This is a genomic window from Wenyingzhuangia sp. IMCC45574 (assembly GCF_054182685.1).
The window spans coordinates 1,795,406-1,819,529 of record NZ_CM135169.1; the positions used below are offsets into that span (position 1 = coordinate 1,795,406).

At 33.1% G+C, this 24,124-nt stretch carries 24 protein-coding genes; 12 read left to right on the forward strand and 12 right to left on the reverse strand.

What is annotated here, in order from left to right:
• The first annotated feature begins 110 nt into the window (after positions 1 to 110).
• On the forward strand, positions 111 to 1,565 hold the full coding sequence (locus tag ACXHHC_RS07530; RefSeq protein WP_458226392.1) for an IS1182 family transposase: 1,455 nt from the start codon (positions 111 to 113) through the stop codon (positions 1,563 to 1,565).
• A 606-nt stretch (positions 1,566 to 2,171) separates the two neighbouring features.
• Here ACXHHC_RS07530 and ACXHHC_RS07535 read toward each other — a convergent pair.
• Genes ACXHHC_RS07535 through ACXHHC_RS07545 form a run of 3 tightly spaced genes read right to left on the reverse strand, consistent with a single transcriptional unit; the run spans position 2,172 to position 3,705 of the window.
• Positions 2,172 to 2,978, reverse strand: a complete 807-nt coding sequence (locus ACXHHC_RS07535; RefSeq protein ID WP_458229016.1) for a mechanosensitive ion channel family protein — start codon at positions 2,976 to 2,978, stop codon at positions 2,172 to 2,174.
• A 2-nt stretch (positions 2,979 to 2,980) separates the two neighbouring features.
• Positions 2,981 to 3,157, reverse strand: coding sequence for a hypothetical protein (locus ACXHHC_RS07540; protein ID WP_458229017.1), 177 nt, complete (start codon positions 3,155 to 3,157; stop codon positions 2,981 to 2,983).
• 2 nt (positions 3,158 to 3,159) lie between these two features.
• Positions 3,160 to 3,705 (reverse strand): RNA polymerase sigma factor, encoded by a 546-nt coding sequence (locus ACXHHC_RS07545; RefSeq protein WP_458229018.1) that lies wholly within the window; start codon positions 3,703 to 3,705, stop codon positions 3,160 to 3,162.
• A 201-nt stretch (positions 3,706 to 3,906) separates the two neighbouring features.
• Here ACXHHC_RS07545 and ACXHHC_RS07550 point away from each other — a divergent pair, with 201 nt between their 5' ends.
• Both ACXHHC_RS07550 and ACXHHC_RS07555 read left to right on the forward strand, forming a co-directional pair.
• The gene (locus tag ACXHHC_RS07550; protein WP_458229019.1) at positions 3,907 to 4,947 is read left to right on the forward strand and encodes a lactonase family protein; all 1,041 of its coding nucleotides are present in this window, start codon (positions 3,907 to 3,909) and stop codon (positions 4,945 to 4,947) included.
• 243 nt (positions 4,948 to 5,190) lie between these two features.
• Positions 5,191 to 5,964, forward strand: a complete 774-nt coding sequence (locus ACXHHC_RS07555) for a T9SS type A sorting domain-containing protein (RefSeq protein ID WP_458229020.1) — start codon at positions 5,191 to 5,193, stop codon at positions 5,962 to 5,964.
• Positions 5,965 to 6,226: 262 nt separating this feature from the next.
• On the opposite strand, the gene ACXHHC_RS07560 is transcribed toward ACXHHC_RS07555, so the two are convergent.
• The 5 genes from ACXHHC_RS07560 to ACXHHC_RS07580 form a co-directional block, all read right to left on the reverse strand.
• A complete protein-coding gene (locus ACXHHC_RS07560) occupies positions 6,227 to 6,601 on the reverse strand; it encodes a hypothetical protein (RefSeq protein WP_458229021.1) in 375 nt (124 codons plus the stop codon).
• A 62-nt stretch (positions 6,602 to 6,663) separates the two neighbouring features.
• Positions 6,664 to 7,524, reverse strand: a complete 861-nt coding sequence (locus ACXHHC_RS07565; RefSeq protein WP_458229022.1) for a pirin family protein — start codon at positions 7,522 to 7,524, stop codon at positions 6,664 to 6,666.
• A gap of 12 nt (positions 7,525 to 7,536) precedes the next feature.
• On the reverse strand, positions 7,537 to 7,977 hold the full coding sequence (locus ACXHHC_RS07570) for a MarR family winged helix-turn-helix transcriptional regulator (protein ID WP_458229023.1): 441 nt from the start codon (positions 7,975 to 7,977) through the stop codon (positions 7,537 to 7,539).
• Between the two features lie 14 nt (positions 7,978 to 7,991).
• The gene (locus tag ACXHHC_RS07575) at positions 7,992 to 8,522 is read right to left on the reverse strand and encodes an NADPH-dependent FMN reductase (RefSeq protein ID WP_458229024.1); all 531 of its coding nucleotides are present in this window, start codon (positions 8,520 to 8,522) and stop codon (positions 7,992 to 7,994) included.
• 3 nt (positions 8,523 to 8,525) lie between these two features.
• Positions 8,526 to 8,891, reverse strand: coding sequence for a DoxX family protein (locus ACXHHC_RS07580; protein WP_458229025.1), 366 nt, complete (start codon positions 8,889 to 8,891; stop codon positions 8,526 to 8,528).
• Positions 8,892 to 9,061: 170 nt separating this feature from the next.
• Between ACXHHC_RS07580 and ACXHHC_RS07585 the strand changes: the two genes are divergently transcribed.
• The 7 genes from ACXHHC_RS07585 (at position 9,062) to ACXHHC_RS07615 (ending at position 15,317) form a co-directional block, all read left to right on the forward strand.
• Complete coding sequence (locus ACXHHC_RS07585; protein ID WP_458229026.1) at positions 9,062 to 10,690, forward strand: acyl-CoA carboxylase subunit beta; 1,629 nt, start codon at positions 9,062 to 9,064, stop codon at positions 10,688 to 10,690.
• Positions 10,691 to 10,757: 67 nt separating this feature from the next.
• Complete coding sequence (locus ACXHHC_RS07590) at positions 10,758 to 11,471, forward strand: YebC/PmpR family DNA-binding transcriptional regulator (RefSeq protein WP_458229027.1); 714 nt, start codon at positions 10,758 to 10,760, stop codon at positions 11,469 to 11,471.
• Positions 11,472 to 11,623: 152 nt separating this feature from the next.
• A complete protein-coding gene (locus ACXHHC_RS07595; RefSeq protein WP_458229028.1) occupies positions 11,624 to 11,911 on the forward strand; it encodes a hypothetical protein in 288 nt (95 codons plus the stop codon).
• Positions 11,912 to 12,113: 202 nt separating this feature from the next.
• On the forward strand, positions 12,114 to 13,544 hold the full coding sequence (locus ACXHHC_RS07600; protein WP_458229029.1) for a sulfatase: 1,431 nt from the start codon (positions 12,114 to 12,116) through the stop codon (positions 13,542 to 13,544).
• Between the two features lie 86 nt (positions 13,545 to 13,630).
• On the forward strand, positions 13,631 to 14,485 hold the full coding sequence (locus ACXHHC_RS07605) for a DNA/RNA non-specific endonuclease (RefSeq protein ID WP_458229030.1): 855 nt from the start codon (positions 13,631 to 13,633) through the stop codon (positions 14,483 to 14,485).
• Positions 14,486 to 14,656: 171 nt separating this feature from the next.
• Positions 14,657 to 14,968: a hypothetical protein gene (locus ACXHHC_RS07610; protein WP_458229031.1), complete on the forward strand. Its 312-nt coding sequence runs from the start codon at positions 14,657 to 14,659 to the stop codon at positions 14,966 to 14,968.
• A 16-nt stretch (positions 14,969 to 14,984) separates the two neighbouring features.
• Positions 14,985 to 15,317, forward strand: coding sequence for a hypothetical protein (locus tag ACXHHC_RS07615; protein ID WP_458229032.1), 333 nt, complete (start codon positions 14,985 to 14,987; stop codon positions 15,315 to 15,317).
• A gap of 81 nt (positions 15,318 to 15,398) precedes the next feature.
• Here the strand turns inward: ACXHHC_RS07615 and ACXHHC_RS07620 are convergent, their stop codons facing one another.
• The 4 genes from ACXHHC_RS07620 to alaS form a co-directional block, all read right to left on the reverse strand.
• Positions 15,399 to 17,807: a TonB-dependent receptor domain-containing protein gene (locus ACXHHC_RS07620; protein WP_458229033.1), complete on the reverse strand. Its 2,409-nt coding sequence runs from the start codon at positions 17,805 to 17,807 to the stop codon at positions 15,399 to 15,401.
• 57 nt (positions 17,808 to 17,864) lie between these two features.
• Positions 17,865 to 18,935, reverse strand: coding sequence for an AMP-binding protein (locus tag ACXHHC_RS07625; protein ID WP_458229034.1), 1,071 nt, complete (start codon positions 18,933 to 18,935; stop codon positions 17,865 to 17,867).
• Positions 18,922 to 19,869, reverse strand: coding sequence for a GSCFA domain-containing protein (locus ACXHHC_RS07630; protein ID WP_458229035.1), 948 nt, complete (start codon positions 19,867 to 19,869; stop codon positions 18,922 to 18,924). Before ACXHHC_RS07630 ends, ACXHHC_RS07625 begins: the two co-directional genes overlap by 14 nt.
• Before the next feature lie 89 nt (positions 19,870 to 19,958).
• A complete protein-coding gene (gene alaS, locus ACXHHC_RS07635; RefSeq protein ID WP_458229036.1) occupies positions 19,959 to 22,568 on the reverse strand; it encodes an alanine--tRNA ligase in 2,610 nt (869 codons plus the stop codon).
• Positions 22,569 to 22,696: 128 nt separating this feature from the next.
• Between alaS and ACXHHC_RS07640 the strand changes: the two genes are divergently transcribed.
• Together ACXHHC_RS07640 and ACXHHC_RS07645 are read left to right on the forward strand one after the other, a co-directional pair.
• Positions 22,697 to 23,668 carry a M23 family metallopeptidase gene (locus ACXHHC_RS07640; protein WP_458229037.1) on the forward strand — a complete coding sequence of 324 codons (972 nt, stop codon included), beginning with the start codon at positions 22,697 to 22,699 and terminating at the stop codon, positions 23,666 to 23,668.
• A gap of 93 nt (positions 23,669 to 23,761) precedes the next feature.
• Positions 23,762 to 24,091: a MerR family transcriptional regulator gene (locus ACXHHC_RS07645; protein WP_458229038.1), complete on the forward strand. Its 330-nt coding sequence runs from the start codon at positions 23,762 to 23,764 to the stop codon at positions 24,089 to 24,091.
• The last annotated feature ends 33 nt before the right edge of the window (positions 24,092 to 24,124 follow it).

The window sequence follows — 24,124 nt, forward strand, 5'->3', positions numbered from 1 at the left end:
CAATGTATAATTAAAAAGCCTTCTCTAACGGAGGCTACTGAAAAAGTATATTTATAAAAAAGAGGAATAGAATTATTAAATTCTATTCTTCTTTTTTTGTATTTTTCTTTATGCTGAATCAACAACAAACTTTAGGTCTAAGTGAATATAGTTCACTTTACGATTTGATAGTTCCCCAAGATAATTTATTAAGAAAAATCAATGACTTAATAGATTTTAGTTTTATTTATGAAGAACTTTTAGATAAATACTCCATAGATCAAGGTAGGACAGCTGAATGCCCTGTAAAACTTTTCAAGTACCTATTATTAAAAGTGATTTACACTTTATCAGATGTTGATGTGGTAGATCGTTCTCGTTATGACATGTCTTTTAAGTATTTTTTAGAAATGCTACCTGAGCAGGGAGTAATCAATCCAAGTACCTTAACAAAATTCCGTAGGCAACGTCTTAAAGACACCAATTTACTAGATTTATTAATTAACAAAACCGTAAGTATTGCTGTCGAAAAAGGAATCATCCGTTCGGGTTCTATCATTGTTGATGCTACGCATACTTTATCCAAATCTAATCCATCTTCAGCTATTGATATCTTGCGAGAAAGATCAAAACAACTTCGAAAAGCTGTTTATACCTACAAGGAAGATTGGAAACATAAAATGCCTACTAAAAACGATTGTAATGATTTAGAAAAAGAAATGACCTATAGTAAAAAGTTAGAAACTTTACTTGAAGCTTCCCCAACAATTAGCGAAGTACCTTTTGTAAAAGAAAAATTGAACCTATTAAAAGAATCTATCGATGATATAGAACAACACCAACAAGAAGTTGTATCTAAAGATATGGATGCTAAAATAGGACACAAGTCATCAGATAGTTCCTTTTTTGGATTTAAAAGTCATCTGGCCATGACACAAGAAAGAATTATCACAGGAGCCGTTGTTACTTCAGGCGAAAAAGGAGATGGACCTATTTTGCCAGAACTTATAGCGCAAAGTCAAAAAAATGGAATAGCTGTAGATACAGTTATTGGGGATGCAGCTTATTCAGGCAAGAAAAATTTAGAATTAGCCAAAGAAAAAAACATTCAAATAGTAGCAAAGTTAAATCCTGCGATTAGTCAAGGATTCAGAAAAAAAGAAAATGAATTTGATTATAATAAAGATGCAGATATGTTTGTTTGTCCTGCTGGACATCTAGCAACAAAAAAAGCAATTCAAGGCAAGAAGAATACTCAGAAAAATCAAGTAATCACCTATTATTTTAATGTCGAAAAATGTAAAAACTGCCCTTTAAGAAAAGGATGTTATAAAGAAGGAGCTAAGTCAAAAACATATTCGATATCCATAAAATCAAAAATACACCAAGAGCAAATTGATTTTGAAAAAACAGACTATTTTAAAGAAAAATCAAAGCATCGCTATAAGATAGAAGCTAAAAATGGTGAACTAAAAAATGTTCATGGTTATGGAAGAGCTACCTCGTATGGTATTGAAAATATGCAAATGCAAGGTGCTTTGACCATTTTTGCTGTAAATCTTAAAAGAATTTTGAAATTAAGCTAAGAACGAATAGTTCTAAAACTAAAGCCTATAAAAAGGCTATAAACAACCTCTTCAAACTCTTTTAAAGTCTCAAAAATTAACCCAAAAAAGTATTGAAATAAAAAAAGAGATTCAACATTTACATGTCAAATCTCTTTTTGAAAAACCTTTTTTACAAAATAAGCATACTTTGTCAGTAGCCTCCTCTAACGAGAAGGCTTTTTTAAAAATAGACTACCCCTAATCTATTTTTCTCTTGCTATGAATTGAATAATCTCAAAACGTTTGATAGACTACCCCTAATCTACCGCACTGATTGTTTCAATCCTATATTAGGACACACAATAAATTGATAAGTCACCCAAAAGTTCTATTTTTTTTTAAAAAAAATAAATAATTATCATTTCCTTCACCCTACAACAAAAAAAATCGTCTTAATTAGTAAATAGGCAATTATAAAAAAAGCCTTCTCTAACGAGAAGGCTTTGTAAAATAGACTACCCCTAATCTATTTTTCTCTTGCTATGAGTTGAATAATCATTAAATTGTTCGCTAGACTACCCCTAATCTATCTCACTGATACTTTCAACTATACTTTTGACACATGTTAACTTAAAAAGTCACCATTTATTTTAAAATTTTTATATTTTTTTCTGAAATAAATTTCACAGGATACACAACACTTTCATTTTCAGAACTTACCGTAACATAAATATTATCTATAGATTCTATTACACCAACCTGTCCGTCTATTTCTACTTTGTCTCCAACAGCAAAAGACTTCTTTGTATAGAACCCTAACAACAATTTTGTTACTATATCTTTAGACCCCAACCCAAAAGAAATGGTAAAAGTGATTAAAACCGATCCAAAAATTAAAGTAATATTACTTGTTATAATATCTGTATTAATACCTATTTGCTCTAAAGCGGTAACAGATACAAAAACTACAATTACATAAAAAATAACCGTTGCAACAATACTTGCAATTCCGTCTCCTAAAGATTTTATTACTGTTCTTATGGTAGTTCGTACCAAACTAGCCAAGTAAATACCTATTACAAAAATAAGAACACCACTAAATACTTTTGGTAGAATACTAATTACATTAGAAATACCCTGAGAAACAATTTCTAATTGAAGCAACTCTGCTCCAATAATAATAAAGATTAAGATTACAAACCACTTAACAATTGGCAAACAAAACTTAACCAAGTCAACCTCTATTTTCTTTTTCCCAAACGCCTCGGACTCGTTTAACTTGTCTATTACTTTGTCTGGATTTATTTTCTTAAGTATTTTTTCTACTACATACAGCGTTAATTTTAAAACAATGTAGGCCAATAATAGAAAACCAAGTATTTTCCCAGCTCCAACAAAAAAGTTGATCATTACTTTATACAATTCGCTTAATTCTCCAGTTTCAAAATTCATTTTTATTTCTTTTTATTTTCTTTTGTAAACAATGCTGTTAATACCTTTGGTTGTTGAATCAAGAAAAGATCGGCTAAATCTAAAGCTAGATTTAAGCGATCTAAATCTCCCAAGACTCGATTTCTCAAATCTTTGGAGGGCTTTTCATTGCCTTGTATATCTTTAAAGGGATTATTCATAGTTACTCTAACAAAGCTTTAGATATTTCCAAAGCCTTCTTTTTAGCTCTGTTTATTCTCATTTTCACAGCACTCTCTCCTATTTCTAAAAGCAACGACATGTCTTTTATAGACATATCATCTTGATACTTCATTAATAGAATCATTTTATCTTCTGGATTTAATGCATCCAAAACTTTTTTCAACTTGGCCGCTTTTATTTCAAACAATATAGCATCTTCTACCTCTTCTATATTAGAATAAGTTTGTTCAATAGAATCACTTACCTTCTCCTTATTGTTATATTGATTTCTTTGGATATAATTTACACAAAAATTATATGTAAAACTGTATAGCCAAGTAGAAAACTTAGCTTCCCCTTTATAAGTCTTAATTTTTACAAATAGTTGTACAAAAAGATCATGAGTTAAATCTTCTGCTGTAGCCTCACATTTTACAAAAGACAAACACTTATTATATATAACAGTAGCATACCTGTCATACAACACTGCAAATAATTGCGTGTTATTGTGTTTTACTATCTTTTCTATTAGTTCGTTATCAGTCAACTATCTTTTTTTGAAGACCGCAAAATTAATATTTATCGCAAAAACTATATTAATATTTCAAAAAAATACATTATTTAGCACAAAAAATACAAGTATTTAGTTAATTCAATCTTAAATTTTCAATACTACTTTAACTAAATCAACAAAAAATAAACAAAGGTTAAAACTTAATTATTTCTACCAATTATTTAAAAGTAAAATATGTCTCTTCATTATTTTTTTATTGGAAGTTATACAGAAATGTTATCTCCTACACTGGGAGGTACTGGAAAAGGAATTTACACTGTTTCTTTAAACAATTATACTGGAGAATTAAAAGTATTACATACTCAAAAAATCACCAATCCAAGTTACTTAGTTAAACACAAAGATAAATTATATAGCGTAGTAGAAGTTGTAAAAAAAGACAAACCAAAAATTGCAACATTTACCATTAAAAAAGACAACTCATTAGAGCTTATTGATGAAAAATTCATAAATGGATGCTTACCTTGCCATATAAACCACGATAGCAATTCTCTTTTTATTGCTTGTTATGGAAGCGGAAATATTATACAATACCCCATTGATACAAATGGTTCTCCTTTAGACAATGAAACCAATTATTACCACCCAGGCAATAGTATCAATCCACAAAGGCAAGAATCAGCACATGCGCATCAAGTATACATACATCCCGATAAAAAACACGTCCTTGTACCTGACCTTGGTATAGACACTATTAAAGTTTACCAACTGGAGCATCAAACACTTTTGCCGCAAAAAGACAAAGACATAAAAATCCATGATGGTAATGGACCTAGACACTTAGTTTTTAATGCATCGGGAAGTATTGGATATTTATTAAACGAATTATCAGGAGAAATAACGATTATCTCTAAAGAAAATAATTCTTTTAAACTGCTAAGACATGTTCCTTCTTTGCCCAATTCTTATAAAGAAACTCCTAGTGCCTCTGCAATTAGATTACACCCTAACCTTCCGTACTTATATATAGCTAACAGAGTACTAGAAGCTATTACTATTTTTAAGACAGATGGAGAAGAGATACTATTTAAAGACTACTACTTCCTAAACGGAAAAACAATTCGTGAGTTTAATATTAGCCCTAATGGCAAGTGGCTTATAGCGTGTATGCAAGATTCTAATGACACCTATGTCCTAAGAATACTACAAAATGGCTTACTAGAAGAAGTTTATCACACCAAAGAAATTGTTTCGCCTGTTTGTATTTGCTTTTAAAAAACAGCATTTACATGTTTTCTTTTAAAATCCCTTTATAATAAAGACCACATACACCTATCCGTTGTTAGTAAAGACCGTCGTAAAAACCATACGTCTCTTTTATAAAAAACATTTCTGCTCTTAAAAGGGAATAAAGCTCCTTTTAAAAAAACATAGTTTTCTTTTACAAAACCATAACTCACACATGATCAACTATTAAGAAAGTAATTTTGAGATTATAAAACAATAAACCATTTTATTATGACTAAAAAATTACTTAAAAACGTAGTATTAGGAGCAACTATTCTTACTACTTCTTTTCTAAATGCACAAACGGTAACTATTACACCTGCAACCACAAATATTCTTACTTCGGGAGAATTACAAGACCCTATAGTAGTAACCATAGATAACATTCCAGACGGAACAGACAACACTAAAATAACGTCTATAGCAATGCGTTTGTTTAATGATGGAGATCTGCTAACTAGTGGAGACCAACAAGCTTCTTCTGCAGAAACTAAGAACTATATTGAAAAAGATGTAGACAACACATCTAGTACCGTTTACAATACAGAAACCCAAACAGCTACTTTAGGAGCAGGGTACTATAAAAAGGTGATTACCTACTATAGCTACAATAATGTTACAGGAACTCTTACGCTTGGAAACGACATGACTGCTGCTATTAGATTTGTTACTTCTAACAGTACGGGGTTAGCAGGATTGTCTCCTTCTATTGTATTTACAAATTCTGATGCCTTAACCAACCCAACTACCTCTGCTGGAAAAAGAGCTCATTTTTATGGAACTACAGTAACGGTTGTTGCTACTTTAAGTTCTAGCGCTTCAAAAAAAATTGAAGGAGCAATTGTAAACGCAGAAAACGGATCTATTTCTGTTTCTGGTGCTACACTGGATGCTATTTACACCATTACAGGACAAAAAGTAACGGCTACAAACTTAGCCAGTGGTGTTTATCTTGTAAAAATCTCTAAAGGAAATAAACAAGAAACAGTTAAGGTTATTTTGTAAGTAAAAAAAATAAATACTAAAAAGGATGGTTAAGATATGTCTTAGCCATCTTTTTTTATGCTATAAATTTAATACTAACTCGTTATACTTGTACTAAGCATAATCTAAGTAAACTCTTTAACGATAAAGCCATTCGCACAATACAAGCACCAGATTACGTAGGTATACGAGGACTAGAGAATACCTACCTCTTAAAGGTATTAGAAGAAATTTTCACACCAAAGAGATTATTTTCATGTTTGTATTCATTTTTAAACTTCAATCATTCAAAGCACCGACTACTCTCATGTTTGTAGTAAATCTCTCCTTCACTTAATACACTCTCAGGAACATCCCCCTCTTCTAAACCAATCACACCAACAGAGTTCCCCATGCAATCTTTCACTTCAAGAGTTGATTTTTTAACAGAATTACAATTCACCACAATATAAACTACTTCTCCTTGATAAACAGAAGTAACAATATAGTCATACTTTTGCTTTTCTTCATCTAAACTAATTCTTACTCTCTCTCTTAAGAACTGTTTTGAACAACCTAAATCTTCCTCTTTTCTTACTGCCTTTTTTTCCTCTGAGTCATCCTCATTACAAGACGTGAAGATTAAAAACCAACAAATAAAAAAAAATCTATAATTCATAACAATTAAATTCACAGTATAAAGATGCAACATTTATTAAATCCTACATCATTAATTTCAAATCAATCCAACACCCCCATCTTCCCGGCCTGAAAATCCATAAAAGCTTCGTAAATTTCTTTTCTAGAATTCATTACAAAAGGACCTTCCATCGCTACAGGCTCGTCAATAGGTTCACCAGACAAAATCAACAGTTTAGAAGTTTCATTGGCTTTTACCGTGAATCCTTCTCCATCATTATTAAAAGTAACCATTACTTTTTTCCCGTAGGTTAAAGCTGTATTTTCATTTACCTCAACATCACCTTTAATCAAATAAGCTAAACTGTCATGAGAAGCAGGAATTACTACTTCATGTGTTCCATTTGCTTCTATATCTAACCAAAAAGCATTGATCGGTGTTTGGGTTTTTATGACTCCAGTCTTACCCGATTGCTCTCCAGCAATTACTGTTAAAACCGATTTATCTCCCGTTACCTTTTGCATCTCTTCCACATCCGCTTGCTGATAGTTAGGCTCCATCATCTTTTTGGATCTAGGCAAGTTTAACCACAACTGGATTCCTTCTAACTCTCCTCCTTTTTCTACAAATTCAGGAGTAGGTCCTTCGGCATGTAAAATTCCCTTCCCCGAAGTTATCCATTGTACTCCACCACTTTTTATCGTTTGTACATTCCCAAGTGAATCTCTGTGTTTTTGCTCTCCTTGAATCAAGAAAGTAATGGGCTCGAAACCTCTATGTGGATGTGCTCCTAAATCAAAAGGGTTGGAATCTTTGTTAATTGGATAAGGTCCGTAATGGTGTAATAATAAAAACGGATCTACATTCATTACTTTTTGAGACGGAATTGGCTGTCTCAATTCTATAGGCCCCATCATGGTAAATGGGGAATTGGTGATTGCTTTTATACTATTTAATTTCATGACTTTTCTTCTTTAACCTCTTAGTTTGTCTAAGAGACTGTTTAATACTTTGTACTCATCTTCATTCAGATTTTCCATCAATTCATCTAAACTATCAAAAGAGATTTCTTGCAATACATCCAAACCTTTTTGAGTAATGGAAACATACACCGCTCTTCGGTCCTTATCGCATCTAACTCTTTCTATCAACTCTTTTTCACAGAGTTTATCCGCCAATCTTGTTGCATTAGGTGATTTTTCTATCATTCGCTCCTTTACTACATTCATAGTAATTGGTTTCTTAGCTCCTCTTAATATTCTTAGAATATTGTACTGAGCATTAGATATACCGTGAGGCTTTAGAACACTATCTCCTAAAGAGGATAAAAAATTTGCTGTATAACGAATGTTTAACATTGTTTTTACCCCTTCCGATGGAAATGTAGAATTTACTTCTTTTGAAAAATCTCCCATATGCTATTCCTTATCTATTGTAAAGCATCTTGTAATTTAGACACCTCAACTGTTAATTCATCTTTTAATTTTCCATTACCAACACCTCCACTAAAATTGTCATAAAAAGATGGCAAAGCAAAATCACCCACAACTTTAGCTCCCATATATGGAAAACCAGCCTTTGCAGTTTCTAAAACAGTAGCTCCTCCTCTTGCTCCAGGAGAAGTTGCTAATAACAAAACAGGCTTATCTCCCCATACTTTCTGATTGATTCTTGAAGCCCAATCGTATGCATTTTTAAAAGCGGCACTGTAAGAACCATTGTGTTCTGCCAAAGATATAATATAAGCATCTGCTGTTTGTAAATCATCATTAAACTTTGTAGCCTCTGGATGAATTCCCTCTTCTGTTTCTATGTCTATACTGTAAATTGGCAATGCATAGTCATTTAAGTCTAATACTTTTACCTCAACATCACTTAATAAAGAACTTGCATAAGTTCCAAACTGTTTGTTTATGGAGTTTTTACTATTACTTCCTCCCAATACGATTACTTTTTTCATGATTTATGCTTTTTGATTGAATAATTTTTTTCCTAAGAAATAAGACGATAACAACAGAATCATTGCCATAATTGCTCCACCTTGCTGTCCATCTCCAATATTTACATGTGCTCCAAATGCTAATAAGATGTTAAAGAACATCGCAGAATACACCCATTCTTTAATTGCTGACTTCTTTTGGGTAAATAACACAATGACTCCGGCTAATTTTACCCCTGCTAAAGGATAGATAATAAAGGTTGGGAATCCCATATTTGTAAACAATCCTGCTATTTGCTCGTTATTAAAAACATACATGCTTGCAGACATTAAATACATTGCTGATAACAAACCTGTAATAACCCAGTAAGAAATTTTAATCGCTTTCATTTTTAAATATTTTCTATTTTGATACTACAAAGATAGAAATATTTCTCAATTATTTACCACGGTAAATAAAAACATGGTAAATATTTTAATTCCAAATAAGAAACAAGCTATTTATATAGTATGTTTTCCAAGTGTTATTTGTATTTTTGACCCCTGTTAAATGAAAAGCAATGGACATTAAATTCAATAAAAACGAGGACTTTAATAAACTTTCTGTTTCCGAATTGAGAAAGAAATTAGTTAAAGTAAGTCTGGGAGGAGGAGAAAAAAGAATTGCCAAGTTGCACAGTCAAGGAAAAATGACAGCACGAGAGCGTATTGATTTTTTATTTGATAAAAATGCGAAGAGTATTGAAATTGGTGCTTTTGTAGGTGAAGGCATGTACAAGGAACACGGTGGTTGTCCTTCTGGAGGTGTTATTGTAAAAATAGGATACATTGAAGGAAAACAATGCATTGTGGTTGCCAACGATGCAACCGTAAAAGCGGGAGCATGGTTTCCTATAACAGCAAAAAAGAATTTAAGAGCTCAAGAAATAGCTATAGAGAATAAACTTCCTATAATCTATCTAGTAGATAGTGCCGGAGTTTACCTTCCATTGCAAGACGAAGTTTTTCCAGACAAAGAACATTTTGGACGTATTTTTAGAAACAATGCCAAAATGAGTAGCATGGGAATTACGCAAATTGCTGCCGTAATGGGAAGTTGTGTTGCAGGAGGTGCTTACCTACCTATTATGAGTGATGAAGCACTAATTGTAAACAAAACAGGAAGTATTTTCTTAGCAGGTAGCTACCTAGTAAAGGCTGCTATTGGAGAAGATATTGACAACGAAACTCTAGGAGGTGCTACTACACATTGCGAAATATCTGGAGTTACAGATTACAAATCTGAAGACGATAAAGACTGTTTAACAACCATTAGAAACATTGTAGACAAAATTGGAACCCCTCAAAAGGCTGGATATAGTAAAAAAGGTGCTGTTCCTCCAAAAGAAGATCCAGAAGAGATCTACGGAATCTTACCTAAATCTCGTACCGATCAATACGACATGAACGAGATCATTAAAAGATTGGTAGATAATTCTGAATTTGAAGCCTATAAAGATGGCTACGGAGAAAGTATTATTTGCGGATATGCACGTATTGAAGGATGGGCAGTAGGAATTGTAGCCAATCAGAGAAAGGTAATAAAAAGTAAAAAAGGAGAAATGCAGTTTGGTGGAGTTATTTATTCCGACTCTGCAGACAAAGCCACTCGTTTTATTGCCAACTGTAATCAAAAGAAAATTCCACTGGTCTTTTTACAAGATGTTACCGGATTTATGGTAGGGAGTAAAAGTGAACATGGAGGAATTATTAAAGACGGAGCAAAATTGGTAAATGCAGTAGCCAACTCTGTAGTTCCAAAATTTACAGTAGTTGTTGGAAACTCTTACGGAGCAGGTAACTATGCTATGTGTGGTAAAGCGTTTGACCCTAGGCTAATTTTTGCTTGGCCATCTGCTAGATTAGCTGTAATGGGTGGTTCGCAGGCTGCAAAAGTACTGGCTCAAATAGAAGAAGCTACTTTAAAACGTAAAGGAGAAGAGATTACACCAGAAAGACATGCCGAAATTTTATCTAAAATAGAAGCTAGTTACGACGAACAAACCTCTCCTTATTATGCTGCTTCTAGGCTATGGACCGATGGGGTTATAGACCCATTAGATACCAGAAAATGGATAGATTTAGGAATAGAAGCTGCCAATCAAGCTCCTATTGAGACTCCTTTTAACCTTGGTGTAATTCAAGTTTAACAAAACACTTGTAGTACTTTAGAAAAAATAATATTTTTACGACACTTTAATAATATCATATTTAGAAATGGGTAGAGCATTTGAATTTAGAAAAGCGAGAAAAATGAAACGTTGGTCTGCAATGGCTAAAACGTTTACAAGAATTGGGAAAGACATTGTAATGGCGGTTAAAGAAGGTGGACCAAATCCTGATACAAACTCTCGTTTACGTGCCGTAATTCAGAATGCTAAGGCAGCCAACATGCCTAAGGATAATGTAGAAAGAGCCATTAAAAAAGCATCAGACAAAGATACGGCCAACTACAAAGAGACTTTATTCGAAGGATATGCACCACATGGGGTTGCTATATTGGTAGAAACTGCTACAGACAACAATAACAGAACAGTAGCAAATGTTCGTGCTGCGTTTAATAAATGTAACGGAAACTTAGGAACTTCTGGTTCTGTATCTTTTATGTTTGACCACACCTGTAACTTTAGAGTAAATACAGAAACCGTAAAAGTTGATTTAGAAGAACTAGAATTGGAATTATTAGACTTTGAAGTAGAAGAAGTTTTTCAAGACGAAGACGGAATTCTAATTTATGGTGAGTTTGGTCAGTTTGGAAACATTCAAAAATACTTAGAAGAGAACGAAATAGAAATTTTATCTTCTGGTTTTGAAAGAATCCCTACTACCACTACAGCATTAAACGAAGAGCAGCAAGCAGAAGTAGAAAAGTTATTAGAAAAATTAGAAGATGACGATGATGTACAAAACGTATATCACTCAATGGCTTAATTTTTTTAAAAAATTAAATAGTACTACATACTTCTCCTAATAACCAGGAGAAGTTTTTTTTTGCAAAAAACTATTAAGACCTTTGCTATCCTCTTTCACATATTAAACACTATAGAAAGGAACTCCACAGACTTTAAAAACAAATAACTTACATGACTGTACAAGAATTTAGAGAGCAATACATTTTAGGTTTTGGATACGATAAAAACACTCAAACCAAAAGATTTCGTTTGATGGCTTTTAAACGTGATAGCATGCAAGTAATAAATGAGGTGTTAGAAAACGAAAACAATAGTTGTTTTAAACAGTTTTTGGCTGGAAAAGACCTTAACAAAGCTATTTTAAAATTTAAGATTGATGCTATCGAAGAAATTCTACAAATACATAATGTAGAAAACAGTAATTTATCAGAAAACGAACTCAACAAATATTTTGAGTAATTTAAACAACCGAACTACAAAGAAAGGTCGAAAGTTTAAAACACGATTATATATCATTACTCATATCACTATATGGCATAGATGAAAGCTATAATTTTACTGACAAGCCTCTCAAATGTACTGAGAGGCTTTTTTGGCTTTAAACGCTACTTATAAAATCAGGTCTTAACAATAGAATAAAACCAAAACACATAACTGATTTATGAGAAAATCATTATTATTAATACTATTACTGAGTCCTTTTATCCTATTGGCTCAAAACAAAAGTACACAACCTAAAAACGTTCTTTTTATTACGATTGATGATATGAACGATTGGGCAAAACCCTTTGGTGGAAACATACAAGCTATCACTCCCAATATGGAAAAAATTGCTAGCAGATCTACTATTTTTAAAAATGCTTACTGCAACTTTCCATTATGTGGACCTTCTAGAGCCAGCCTTATGACTGGTTTAAGACCTAGCACTACGGGTGTTTATGATAATTCTGGAAAATTCCGTGAGAAAAGTACGGTTAAAAACCTAGTTACCATGCCTCAATACTTTATGAAAAACGGATACGAGGCTATTTCATCTGGAAAGATTTTCCATCATGCTAGAGGAAGAGCAGCTGAGCCAGATGCAGGTAGTGATCCTATTTCTTGGAACTTACAAAGAAAAGGGAAACTAGGAGCACCTTATCCTCCTAAAAAAGATAAGAATCCTTTAAAAATTAATTTTAAGATCGTAAAATCATCTTTCGATTATTTCCCACTAACAGTAGATAATAAAGGAAAAAAAGTAACCACAGAAAGTACCGAAGATTTTAAAAATGCTGATTACATAGTTAAATACTTAAACAAAAAACACGACAAACCTTTCTTTGCGGCTTGTGGTATTTACAGACCTCATTTGCCTTTATATGCTCCTAAGAAATATTTTGATATGTATCCTCTAGAAGACATCAAGCTTCCTTATGTAGGAGAAGATATAAAAGGATTTAGAGATTTAGACGATATGGAAGTTCCTAGCTACCATAGTAAGTTTCATAACGAAATTCTAAGAGTAAACGGATGGAAGCAATATGTAAGAGCCTACTTAGCCAATTTAACCTTTGCAGATGATGTATTAGGACATTTATTAGACGGATTAGAAAACAGTCAATATAAAGACAATACTATTATTGTTATTATGGGAGATCATGGTTGGTCTTTAGGAGAAAAAGAAGTATGGAAAAAACATAAATTATGGGAAGAAGCAACTAGAACACCATTGTTGATATACGATCCTTCTATTGCTGGTAAAGGAAAAGTATCTACCAGAGTAGTTTCTTTAGTTGACGTATACCCTACATTACTTTCATTAACAGGATTACCTAAAAAGAACGATCTAGATGGAGCTGATATTAGCCCGCTATTAAAACAACCAAACAAAGAATGGAAGAATATTGCATTAACTAGTAATGGAGCTGATAAGCATGCTTTAAGAGACGAAAATTATAGATACATTCAAAGAGCAGACAAGAAAGGCTTAGTAGAAGAATTGTACGATCATAAAAAAGACCCAAACGAATTCTATAACTTGGCTAAGAAAAAAGAGTACAGCAAAGTAATTAAAAGCTATAGAGAGAAATTAAAAGAGTTTCTAAAATAGAATTCTGTTAATAACTTCAATTTATTAAACACTAAAACCCTCTAGAAAATTCTAAGAGGGTTTTATTTTTACTTTAAAAAAACACCATGGCTAATAAAACTAAAAACAAATTTTACTCATTTCTAACTTTTGTGATTTTACTTATTGGTTTGTATTTAAAATATCAAACTGAGATTCATCAAATCATCAATATAAAACCAAAAGACGTTCAAACAGAACAGGTAGAAGAAACAAAGCACGCTCCATCTTCTACAGAAAGCACCAATGTTAACACTACTTACAACTATAAAAGTTTTTTTCCTACTTCCTCTTCACAAGTATACAATCATACATACTACTCTATAGACTACAACGAGGAACACGAGCAACCAAACTGGGTATATTACTTACTAACCAAAGCATCTATTAAAGGTAGTGCTAAACGTAAAGACGATTTTAGAACAGACCCAGACATTATTACCAAATCTGCAACATTAAGTGACTATAAAAAAAGTGGATATGACCGTGGACACTTGTGCCCGGCAGCAGATATGAAGCTAAACAAAGAAGCCATGTCCGAAACTTTCTATTTATCTAACATGTCACCTCAGCTCCCTGGATTTAATCGTGGAGAATGGAAAAGATTAGAAGCTCAGGTTAGAGAATGGGCTGTAGAAGAAGACTCTCTGCTTGTTGTAACAGGTCCTATATTTAAAGACAATATTGAACAAATAGGTAAAGAAGAAGTAACTGTTCCAGGTTACTATTACAAAGTTATCTACGACATTACCCCACCCCAGAAAATGACGGCGTTTATAATGCCGCATATAAAGAAACCTGCTAAATATTTTTCTTACCAAACTAGTGTAGATGAAGTAGAAAAAATGACTGGAATTGACTTTTTCTCTGTCCTTAAAGATATTAAAGAAGAAAAACTTGAGAGATTACGTAACTGGGAATAATCGCAGTTTACAAAAACAAATGTATCTATTAATTTAGCTCCTATAAGTATCTAACAAATGTAAAATCGTTTTTTTAGGTTGTAAACAACTAGTTCTATTTTTTTTATTACATTAGAAGTGTGAAAAATTGCTAATATCACTTCCTTCAGTTTTTAATTAAAATTCGAAAGTTTGAGTAATCACAACCACCATCATGATGATGAAATCATGACGATTGAAGAGTACAACAAAACAAATTTGATGCTCTTTAATATTAAAGATTTAAAAACGACCGATACTGTACTATGTACATTAACGTCTATAGATCGATTTAATTTTTTACCAAATGGTATTGAACATCACGAGTGTAAGCGTTCAGAATTAAATGATCATTTTATAGAGGTAATTAAAAGAAATCTAATTTTAGCTTTCTTTGACAAAATTGAGATTGAGGAATTTGATGTTTTAGATGTGAACACAGACATCGACTTTTTATTTGAATAACTAAAAACTAGGAGCTATGGAAATTAAAGACTTTAACAAAAACTATTTATTAAATTTTGTTGTTGATGAAAACAAAAAGACAAAAGTAGAATTTGAATTAGAAACTATTGACAGAACGACTTTACAGCCTACTTTAAGCTATAAAAAGGTAAAAACGGAAACCCCTATAGATTGGTTACAAGAAAGAATAGGAGAAGAAATTTTGGCTGGAAGACACCCAGAACCATTTATTAATAGTTTTTACGACAATGTAAAAAGAAAACTAATCAATACGCATTTGATTAAGTACAATATCAAAGGGCTCGATGCAATGAATGCACAACAAAGCTTAGATTTTCTTTTTCAGTAAAAGACATCCTATAAATTAAAAACAAAAAGAACCTTTAATAGAAAACTATTAAAGGTTCTTTTTTGTAACCAAGTGTTCTTTCTAAAAATGAATTTTCACCCCGGTTCTTAAGACCTGAGTTTCATAATAATTTTCATAAAGTGCTGTAAAATCACTACCATTAATATGTTGTTTTATTCCATATTGATTTAAGATATCTGTAAAAGCAAAGAAGTATTCTGCTTTACCACTCCAAAATTTCTTCTGAACTCCCAAGTCTAAAGAACTTCTACGAAACTGTCTTCCTTGTGCAATATTCTTTGGTGCCATATATAAATAGCTTAATTGTACATTCCAATTATTCTTTAACTCCAAGGTAGAATTTACTTTTGCATCCCATGTAAACTCTTTTCTATCTTCTATAGTAAAATTCTGTCTTATGGGAAACAACACCTCTCCTGTATATCCATCAATACTATTCTGATAACCATTGAAATTTGCAGCAATTTTTAAATAATCCAAAACTTGCCAATCGTAAATTACTTCTAACCCAGCATTACTACCACTTCCTGTATTGGCATAACTCTTTACAATTACATCGTAATTGGCATTCTGAGCATCTACATATACTCTTGTGTAAGGATTGTCTATATGCTTGTAATAAGCAGCTAAGAACAACGAACTTTTACTCCACCTTACCTTGTAAGCTGCTTCTCCAGAATTTACAAACTGAGGCCTTAAATATGGGTTTCCAACTTTTAGCAATTCATGATCATCCGATTTTGCAAACATTCTTAATTGCGGTTCTCCCGGCCTATCTATTCTTCTGTTGTAAAACAAAGACAATTTTTGTTTATTGGTTAGCTTGTAACTAAATCTAATATTTGGAAACAGTTCAAAATAATCATAAGCATCTTCTTTCCTATCAAAGTAAACATTGTTTTCGTCTACCCTATAAGTAACATACGTTTGCTCTGTTCTTATTCCTCCTTCAATATCATAGGTTGGTTTCTCGTAGATTAAGTTGGCATAGGCTGCATAGATCGTTTCTTCCCAATTAGACTCATTCCCCATGTTTGGATAAATGATAGAATTATTTGCATCAGGAGTTACCGTATAATCTACCGGTAAATCTCTGTATTGCACCTTAGCTCCAGTTTCTAACAAACCGTTGCTAAAAGGTTTGGAATAATCTACGCTTCCCACATAAATATGTTCTGTTGCTAAAATATTAGTAATGTCTCTACTTGGTGTATTGTTTACACTGTCATTAATATAATAGGTTTCGTCTTCCCAACCTCTTACATACTGTAACCTTGCATTTAAACGATGACCTGGTTCCATAAATTTATGTTCATAATCCGCAGCAATATTAAAATATCCTGTGATTTCTTCTTCGTTCCAATTGGTATACCTGTATCGTTTGTTCGTGTCTAAATTAATGTATGGAACTTGGGCGGTATCTGTATGTTTTTCCCAATCGTATACTGATGAGATTTTGATTTTATTCTGTTTGTCCAATTCAAAGTCTGCTCCTCCTTTAAAAATGTAGTGAATCTGTTCTCTGTTTTCTGGTACTTGAGAAATGGTATTTCTTCCATCGTCGTAATTACGAGTTGTAAACTCATTATTTGGCAACTTCTCTAACATCAATACTTCCGATTGTAAAAAGATATTTACTTTCTTCTTTTGATAATTTAAATCTAAGCTAGGAATGTATTTAGGAGTAAAATCGTAACTACCTAATTGGGTTGGTAAATCTTCTTTTCTTTTAGACAACACTCCCAATCCATAGGTAAAACCAGCAGTACCATTTAATCCTTCTTTCTTTTCTTTTTTGTAGATGATATTAATTGCCCCTGCCATTCCGCTAGCATCATACTTAGCAGATGGATTGTTAATGATTTCTATTTTTTGAATGTTACTTGCTGGAATGTTATCCAATCCTTTTTGATTTCCAAAACCTGTTAAACTCGATTGTTGCCCATCTATTAGAATCAAAACCTTATCACTTCCTCTTAGCAACACTTTTCCTTCTTGATCTACTGCAATTCCTGGCATTCCTTTTAAAGCATCTAAAATAGTCCCTCCTCCTTGCGAAATAATCTTATCTGCATCGTAGGTCTTTTTCTCCAAACCTTTACTCAACTCCGATTTATTTGCTTTGATATTTACAGCATCTAACTGAGCGACATCTTCTTCTAACACAATAGATCCAACATTTATATACGGACTAATTCCTCCTACAAAAACTTCTTGAATAGCTTTTTTAAATCCTAAAGAAGAAACTATTAACTCATAGTTTCCTGCACCTACATCTTTAAACAAGAAAGCCCCCTCTTCGTTGGTAAGTCCTTGCTTTTGTTGATTTGTGTCTTTTATTTTCAAAGTAACAGATACATAAGACAACGGTTCATTCTTAGCTGTTTTTACAACTCCTGACACGGTTGTTTTTTGTCCAAATCCTACAGTAATGGTAAGTAGAAATAATAATTGAATAAATAGTTTCATCTTTTTGATAGTCTAATTAGATAGCAATGGTAAAATACTGCTATCGCAATGCGGTTTTTAGCTGATTAAATTGATTGTTTTTTGTCTTTGTATTTTTTGTGTTTCCGTTAATGCAAATTTCTCAACAAAAAACACCTCTTTTGGTACTTCGTACTTGGACAATTCCAAAGATGAAAAGTTTAATGCTGTTTTGGCTCCTTCAATAATTAAAATCAATTTCTCTCCTAATACTTCATCAGGCTGACCAGCAACAAAGAATCGTTGAGAAATAATTTTTGATAGTTCTTTTTCTATTTGCTCTGGGTGCAATTTCACCCCTCCTGAATTGATGACATTATCAAAACGCCCCAACCACTCAAACTCGGTTTCTGAAAGAATCTTAACAATATCGTTGGTGATTACTTTCTCATCGCTTAATAAAGGAGCATCTATAACCAAACAGTCTCGTTCATCTTGGGAGATGGTAATATTGGGTAGTAATTTATAGTTGCTTGTCGGGTTCTCGACACGATGTTTCGTCTCCTCAACATCACTCGAACTGACAAGATTCAATTTTTTAACAGCAATATGCGTAACGGTTTCCGTCATTCCATAGGTTGCATAACACTCGGTAATTACTTCTTGTAACTGTGCTTGTAATCCTACAGACACTACTCCCCCACCAATGATTAGTTTTTTCACCAAATGTAGATCCCACAAACTCGCTTTTACCTGCATTGGTACCATGGCACAAAAATCATAGGTATCAAAAGAGTTTTCTAACGGATTGCTTACTGGAGCTACTACATCTAACTGCCAACCTAATTCCAATGCTCTTACCACCATCATTTTCCCGGCAATGTATTCTGTAGACAAACAACACAATGCTTTGGTTTCCGCTGCTAATTCAAAAAAAGCTCCCGTTGCTTTGGCGGAATTGCGCATGTATTCTTTTTTAATAGCTATTAACTTGGGAGTACCTGTAGATCCCGAAGTTTTTACAATAAGCGTTTCCGAATCTGAAAACCATTCTTGTAAAAACCAATACAAATCATCCGATACTTCTTCTGAAAATGAAATCAATTCTAACTGAGATTCAAAACTCTCTCCGTTTAATTGAAATGAGGGATGCATATTAAAATTTGACATGAAGTTCTTTTTCTAGTTCGTTTTGTTTCACAGCTAATTTCTGTAAAAATTTTTGATGCGATTGAGATTCTGCATGAAAAGGTTTGTGCAATTTACTTTGTTGAACAGAAGCAATTCTTTTAAAATAAGATTGTGCTTTTTCTGTTATCCAGACACTTGTAAATTGCTCCCAGATATAATCAATCGCTACTTGATTCGGGTGAATTAAATCTGCTTCATAGAATCGATAATCCCTTAAATCATCCATCATAATTTCATAACTCCCATAGTAAGACACATCGTGTCCATTTTTTACTATGGTAGCCACAGAAGACAGTAGATGTGCTTTGCTCAAAGAATTCTCTACCAACCCATCTTTGGTATGCCTTACAGGACTTACCGTAAAAATAATTTGAGTCGATGGATTTACTGAGTTAATCAAAGAAACAATATTCTCTAACGAAGCGGTAACCTCATCAACAGAGAGTATTCGTTTGGAAAACTCTGTTTGTGGAATTTTATGACAATTGGCAACCAATTTCTTCGTTTTTACATACTCGTACACCCAACTTGTGCCTAAGGTGATAATCACATGGGAAGCTTCTTTTAAAAAACTCAAACAACTTTCTTGTGCTTGATGAATATTCATTAGCACTTCATTAGCACTTAAAGCAGATAAGTCTGAATGATGATGTAACGAATGAAATACTTCTCCATTTTGAACGATATCAGCTTCTATATATTCCTTTTTTGAAATGGCATCAAAAAGCACTTTTTCAATCGCCGTTGGACTAAACAAAACTCCAAAAGGATTAATGTGTGTGCTGAATTTAAAGTAATCTAATTTCTTTCCAATATTCTCAGAAAAACAAGATCCCAACAAGAGAATCTTAGACGTATGGTCTATTTGATTTTCCTGTTGGGATTTGAATTTTATTTTAGTTCGTAGTTCCATTATATGGGCTTTAAGCTTTAGGCAATATGCTGTAGGCCTTTTTTATTCCCATGACTAATGCTTATAGCATAAAGCCTATTGCATATGGCCTACAAATATTCCTGTACTTTCTCTATCGCTTCAGACAATCCTGCTGGGTTTTTACCTCCTGCAGTTGCAAAGAACTTTTGTCCTCCACCACCTCCTTGGATGTATTTACCTAATTCGCGAACAATTTTACCAGCATCATATCCTTTTTCTTCTACTAAGTTTTTAGCAATATAAGTTGTTAAAGTTGCCTTACCATCGTTCTCTGCTCCTGCAAAGAAAAACAAGTTTTCAACTTCACCACCTAACTCATGTGCAATATCCTTAATAGCTCCAGGATTCATATCTATTTTAGTAGCTAAGAAGTTAATTCCGTTTACTTCTTTAATAGCAGACTTTAAAGATCCTTTTACATTCTTTGCTTTTTCCTTTAATAAAGCTTCTACTTGTTTCTTTAACACTGAATTTTCGTCTTGTAAAGAAGTAATTGCTTTTACAGGATCCTTTGCATTCTTTAACGACTGTCTTACATCGTCTAAAACTCTATCCTGTTGCGTATAATATTCTTTAGCAGCAGTACCTGTAATTGCTTCAATTCTACGAACTCCAGCAGCTACAGCACTTTCTGCTTTAATTTTAAAATGCCATATATTGTTTGTATTGGTAACATGAGTACCTCCACACAATTCTTTAGAATTTCCAAACTGAATCATACGAACCGTATCTCCGTATTTCTCACCAAATAAGGCCATTGCTCCTTTGTCAATAGCTTCTTGCATTGGAATTTTTCTAAACTCTTGCAAATCTAATTTTTCACGAATACGTTGGTTTACAAACGCTTCTACTTCTTCTAACTCATCTGCCGTTACTTTCGCAAAGTGAGAAAAGTCAAAACGTAAATATTTAGAGTTTACCAACGATCCTTTTTGTTGCACATGTGTCCCTAACACCGTTCTTAACGCTTGGTGTAATAAGTGTGTTGCAGAGTGGTTGTTATTAGAAGATTCTCTGTTTTTAACATCTACTACCGCTTTAAAACTATCTGTAGGATTAATTGGCAAATGCTTTGTAATGTGCATTATTAAGTTGTTCTCCTTCTTAGTATCTAAAATATGAACAACGTTACCATTACTTGCTTCTAAAAACCCTCTATCTCCAACTTGTCCTCCTCCTTCTGGATAGAAAGGAGTAATGTTAAACACCAATTGGAACAACTCACCATCTTTTTTAGAAGTGATTTTTCTATATCTGGTAATTCTTACTGGAGATTCTAAATAATCATAACCAATAAATTCCTCGTCGGCATCTTCTTTTAAAATCACCCAGTCATCCATATCCATTTCCGCAGCAGCTCTAGATCTACTTTTTTGCTTTTCCAAAGCAGTATCAAACTCTGTTTCGTTTAATGAATACCCTTTTTCGCTTAAAATTAATGCGGTTAAATCAATAGGAAAACCAAAAGTATCGTACAATTCAAAAGCTTTGTCTCCAGATACCTCTTTCCCTTTGGTATTATTAATTACCTCATCTAACAAACCTAAACCTTGTCCTAATGTTCTTAAGAAAGAAGCTTCTTCTTCTTTCATTACATTTCTTACCAACTGTTTTTGGTTTACAATCTCTGGGAAATAATCTCCCATTTGATGAGCCAATACATCTACCAATTGGTAAATAAAAGGTTCTTTCTGATTTAAGAACGTAAATCCGTAACGGATGGCACGTCTTAAAATTCTACGGATTACATACCCTGCTCCAGTGCTCGATGGCAATTGTCCATCTGCAATAGCAAAAGCAACCGCTCTTACATGATCTGAAATTACACGGATGGCAATGTCTATCTCTTCAGATTTACCATACGTAAATCCTGTTTTAGATTCTAATTCGTGAATTAATGGCGTAAATACATCTGTGTCGTAGTTAGAAGTTACTCCTTGTAACGCCATACACAAACGCTCAAATCCCATTCCGGTATCAATATGCTTGTTCGGTAAGTTTTCTAAAGAGCCATCCGCTTTACGGTTGAACTGCATAAATACCAAGTTCCATATTTCTACCACTTGTGGGTGATCCATGTTTACCAAAGTAGCTCCATCAACCTTGGCTCTTTCTTCTTTAGAACGAATATCTACATGAATTTCTGAACAAGGTCCACAAGGTCCTTGCGCTCCCATTTCCCAGAAATTATCCTTTTTGTTCCCAAGTAAAATTCTATCTGCTGCTATGTGTTCTTTCCATAGATCATAAGCTTCGGTATCTTTTTCTAGACCTTCAGAAGCATCACCTTCAAAAATAGTAACGTATAGTTGATCTTTTTCTAGCTTGTATACTTCTGTTAACAATTCCCAAGCCCAAGCAATTGCTTCTTTTTTAAAGTAATCTCCAAAAGACCAGTTCCCCAACATTTCGAACAAGGTGTGGTGATAGGTATCAATACCAACCTCTTCTAAATCATTGTGCTTACCAGAAACTCTCAAACATTTTTGCGAATCTGTAACTCTAGCATCTACCACTTTCTTTTGTCCTAAAAAATACTCTTTAAAAGGAGCCATTCCAGAGTTTACAAACATTAAAGTTGGATCGTCTTTTAACACCATCGGTGCCGAAGGGACTATTTTATGTTGTTTAGATTCAAAAAACTCTAAAAACTTTTTTCTAACGTCTTGAGACTTCATAAGATAATTGTAGGTTAACAATTTTAGACTTTCCTAAGTTCACAAAACATTTTGTACTTTTGTTCGTTAGATAATTCTAAATTGTTGTTTTTAATATAATCGGTCACAAAAATAGTTAAATTAGTTTCATGGCGAAAGCAAAATTTTATTACGATCCAGAGACACTATCTTATCAACCCATAAAAAGAGATACTAAGAAAACTCTTAGGAATACATTATTGTATAGTTTGGCTGTTTTATTAATAGGACTTATTGGATTTGTAACGTTTAGTACCATTATAAAATCTCCTTCGGAACGTGCTACACTAAGAGAATTAAACAACTTACAATTTAATTATCAGCTTTTAGAAAAGAAAATGGCAGAGTCTAGTGCTATTTTAGAAGAAATTCAACAACGAGATAACAATATTTACCGAATTATATTCGAAGCCAAACCAATTTCTAATGAAGAAAGAAATGCTGGTTTTGGTGGAGTTAACCGATATAAAAGCTTAGGGGATTACAAAAACAGTGAGCTAATAATAGAAGCCACTAAAAACATGGACATCTTACAAAAGCGTTTAGTAGTACAGTCTAAATCTTTAGATGAAATTGTAAAGCTGGCTAAAAACAAGGCCGAAATGCTTGCCTCTATTCCTGCAATACAACCTGTAGCTAATAAAGATTTAAAACGTATGGCTTCTGGGTACGGAATGAGAATTCACCCTATCTACAAAACAAAGCGTATGCACTGGGGAATGGACTTTTCTTCTCCACAAGGAACGCATATTTATGCAACGGGTAATGGTGTTGTTAAATTGGCAAAAAAATCGAGAAAAGGATTTGGACACCACATTATTATAGACCACGGTTTTGGTTACGAGACCCTATATGCTCATATGAGTAAGTTTAATGTAAGACGAGGTCAGAAAGTAAAACGTGGTGACCTAATTGGTTTTGTTGGTTCTACGGGTTCTTCTACTGCCCCTCACTTGCACTATGAAGTTAAAAAAGGGAACAAAAAAATGAACCCTGTTTATTTTTATCACAACGATTTAACTCCAGAAGAGTACGAAACCATGTTAATGCTTTCTACACAAGAAAACCAATCTTTGGATTAAATATTCGTTTCATTTTTCTAAAAGATTCTCCTAGCAAATTTGTAAATTTAATTTACTTAAGAATTATAATTGCTATTGATAAGTTACAATTGTATGCATATAGAACTGCCTAAAAAACGTTATTATAAAATTGGAGAAGTTGCCGATGCTTTTGGTGTGCCCTCTTCTATGATACGTTACTGGGAGCAGGAGTTTGATATGATTAAGCCTAAAAAAAATAGCAAAGGAGACCGAATGTTTACCGATACAGATATTGAAAAATTAAAATTGGTATATCATTTAGCCAAAGAACAAGGATACTCCTTAGAAGGTGTTCGTAAAAAACTGCGTGAACAACCTAAAAAAACAGTCACCAAAGTCGATATCATTAGCAGATTAGAAGCAATTAAGGTGGAACTACAAAAAATTAAAAATCAGCTATAAAGACATTCTGTCATTGCATTAGTTTGGTACAGT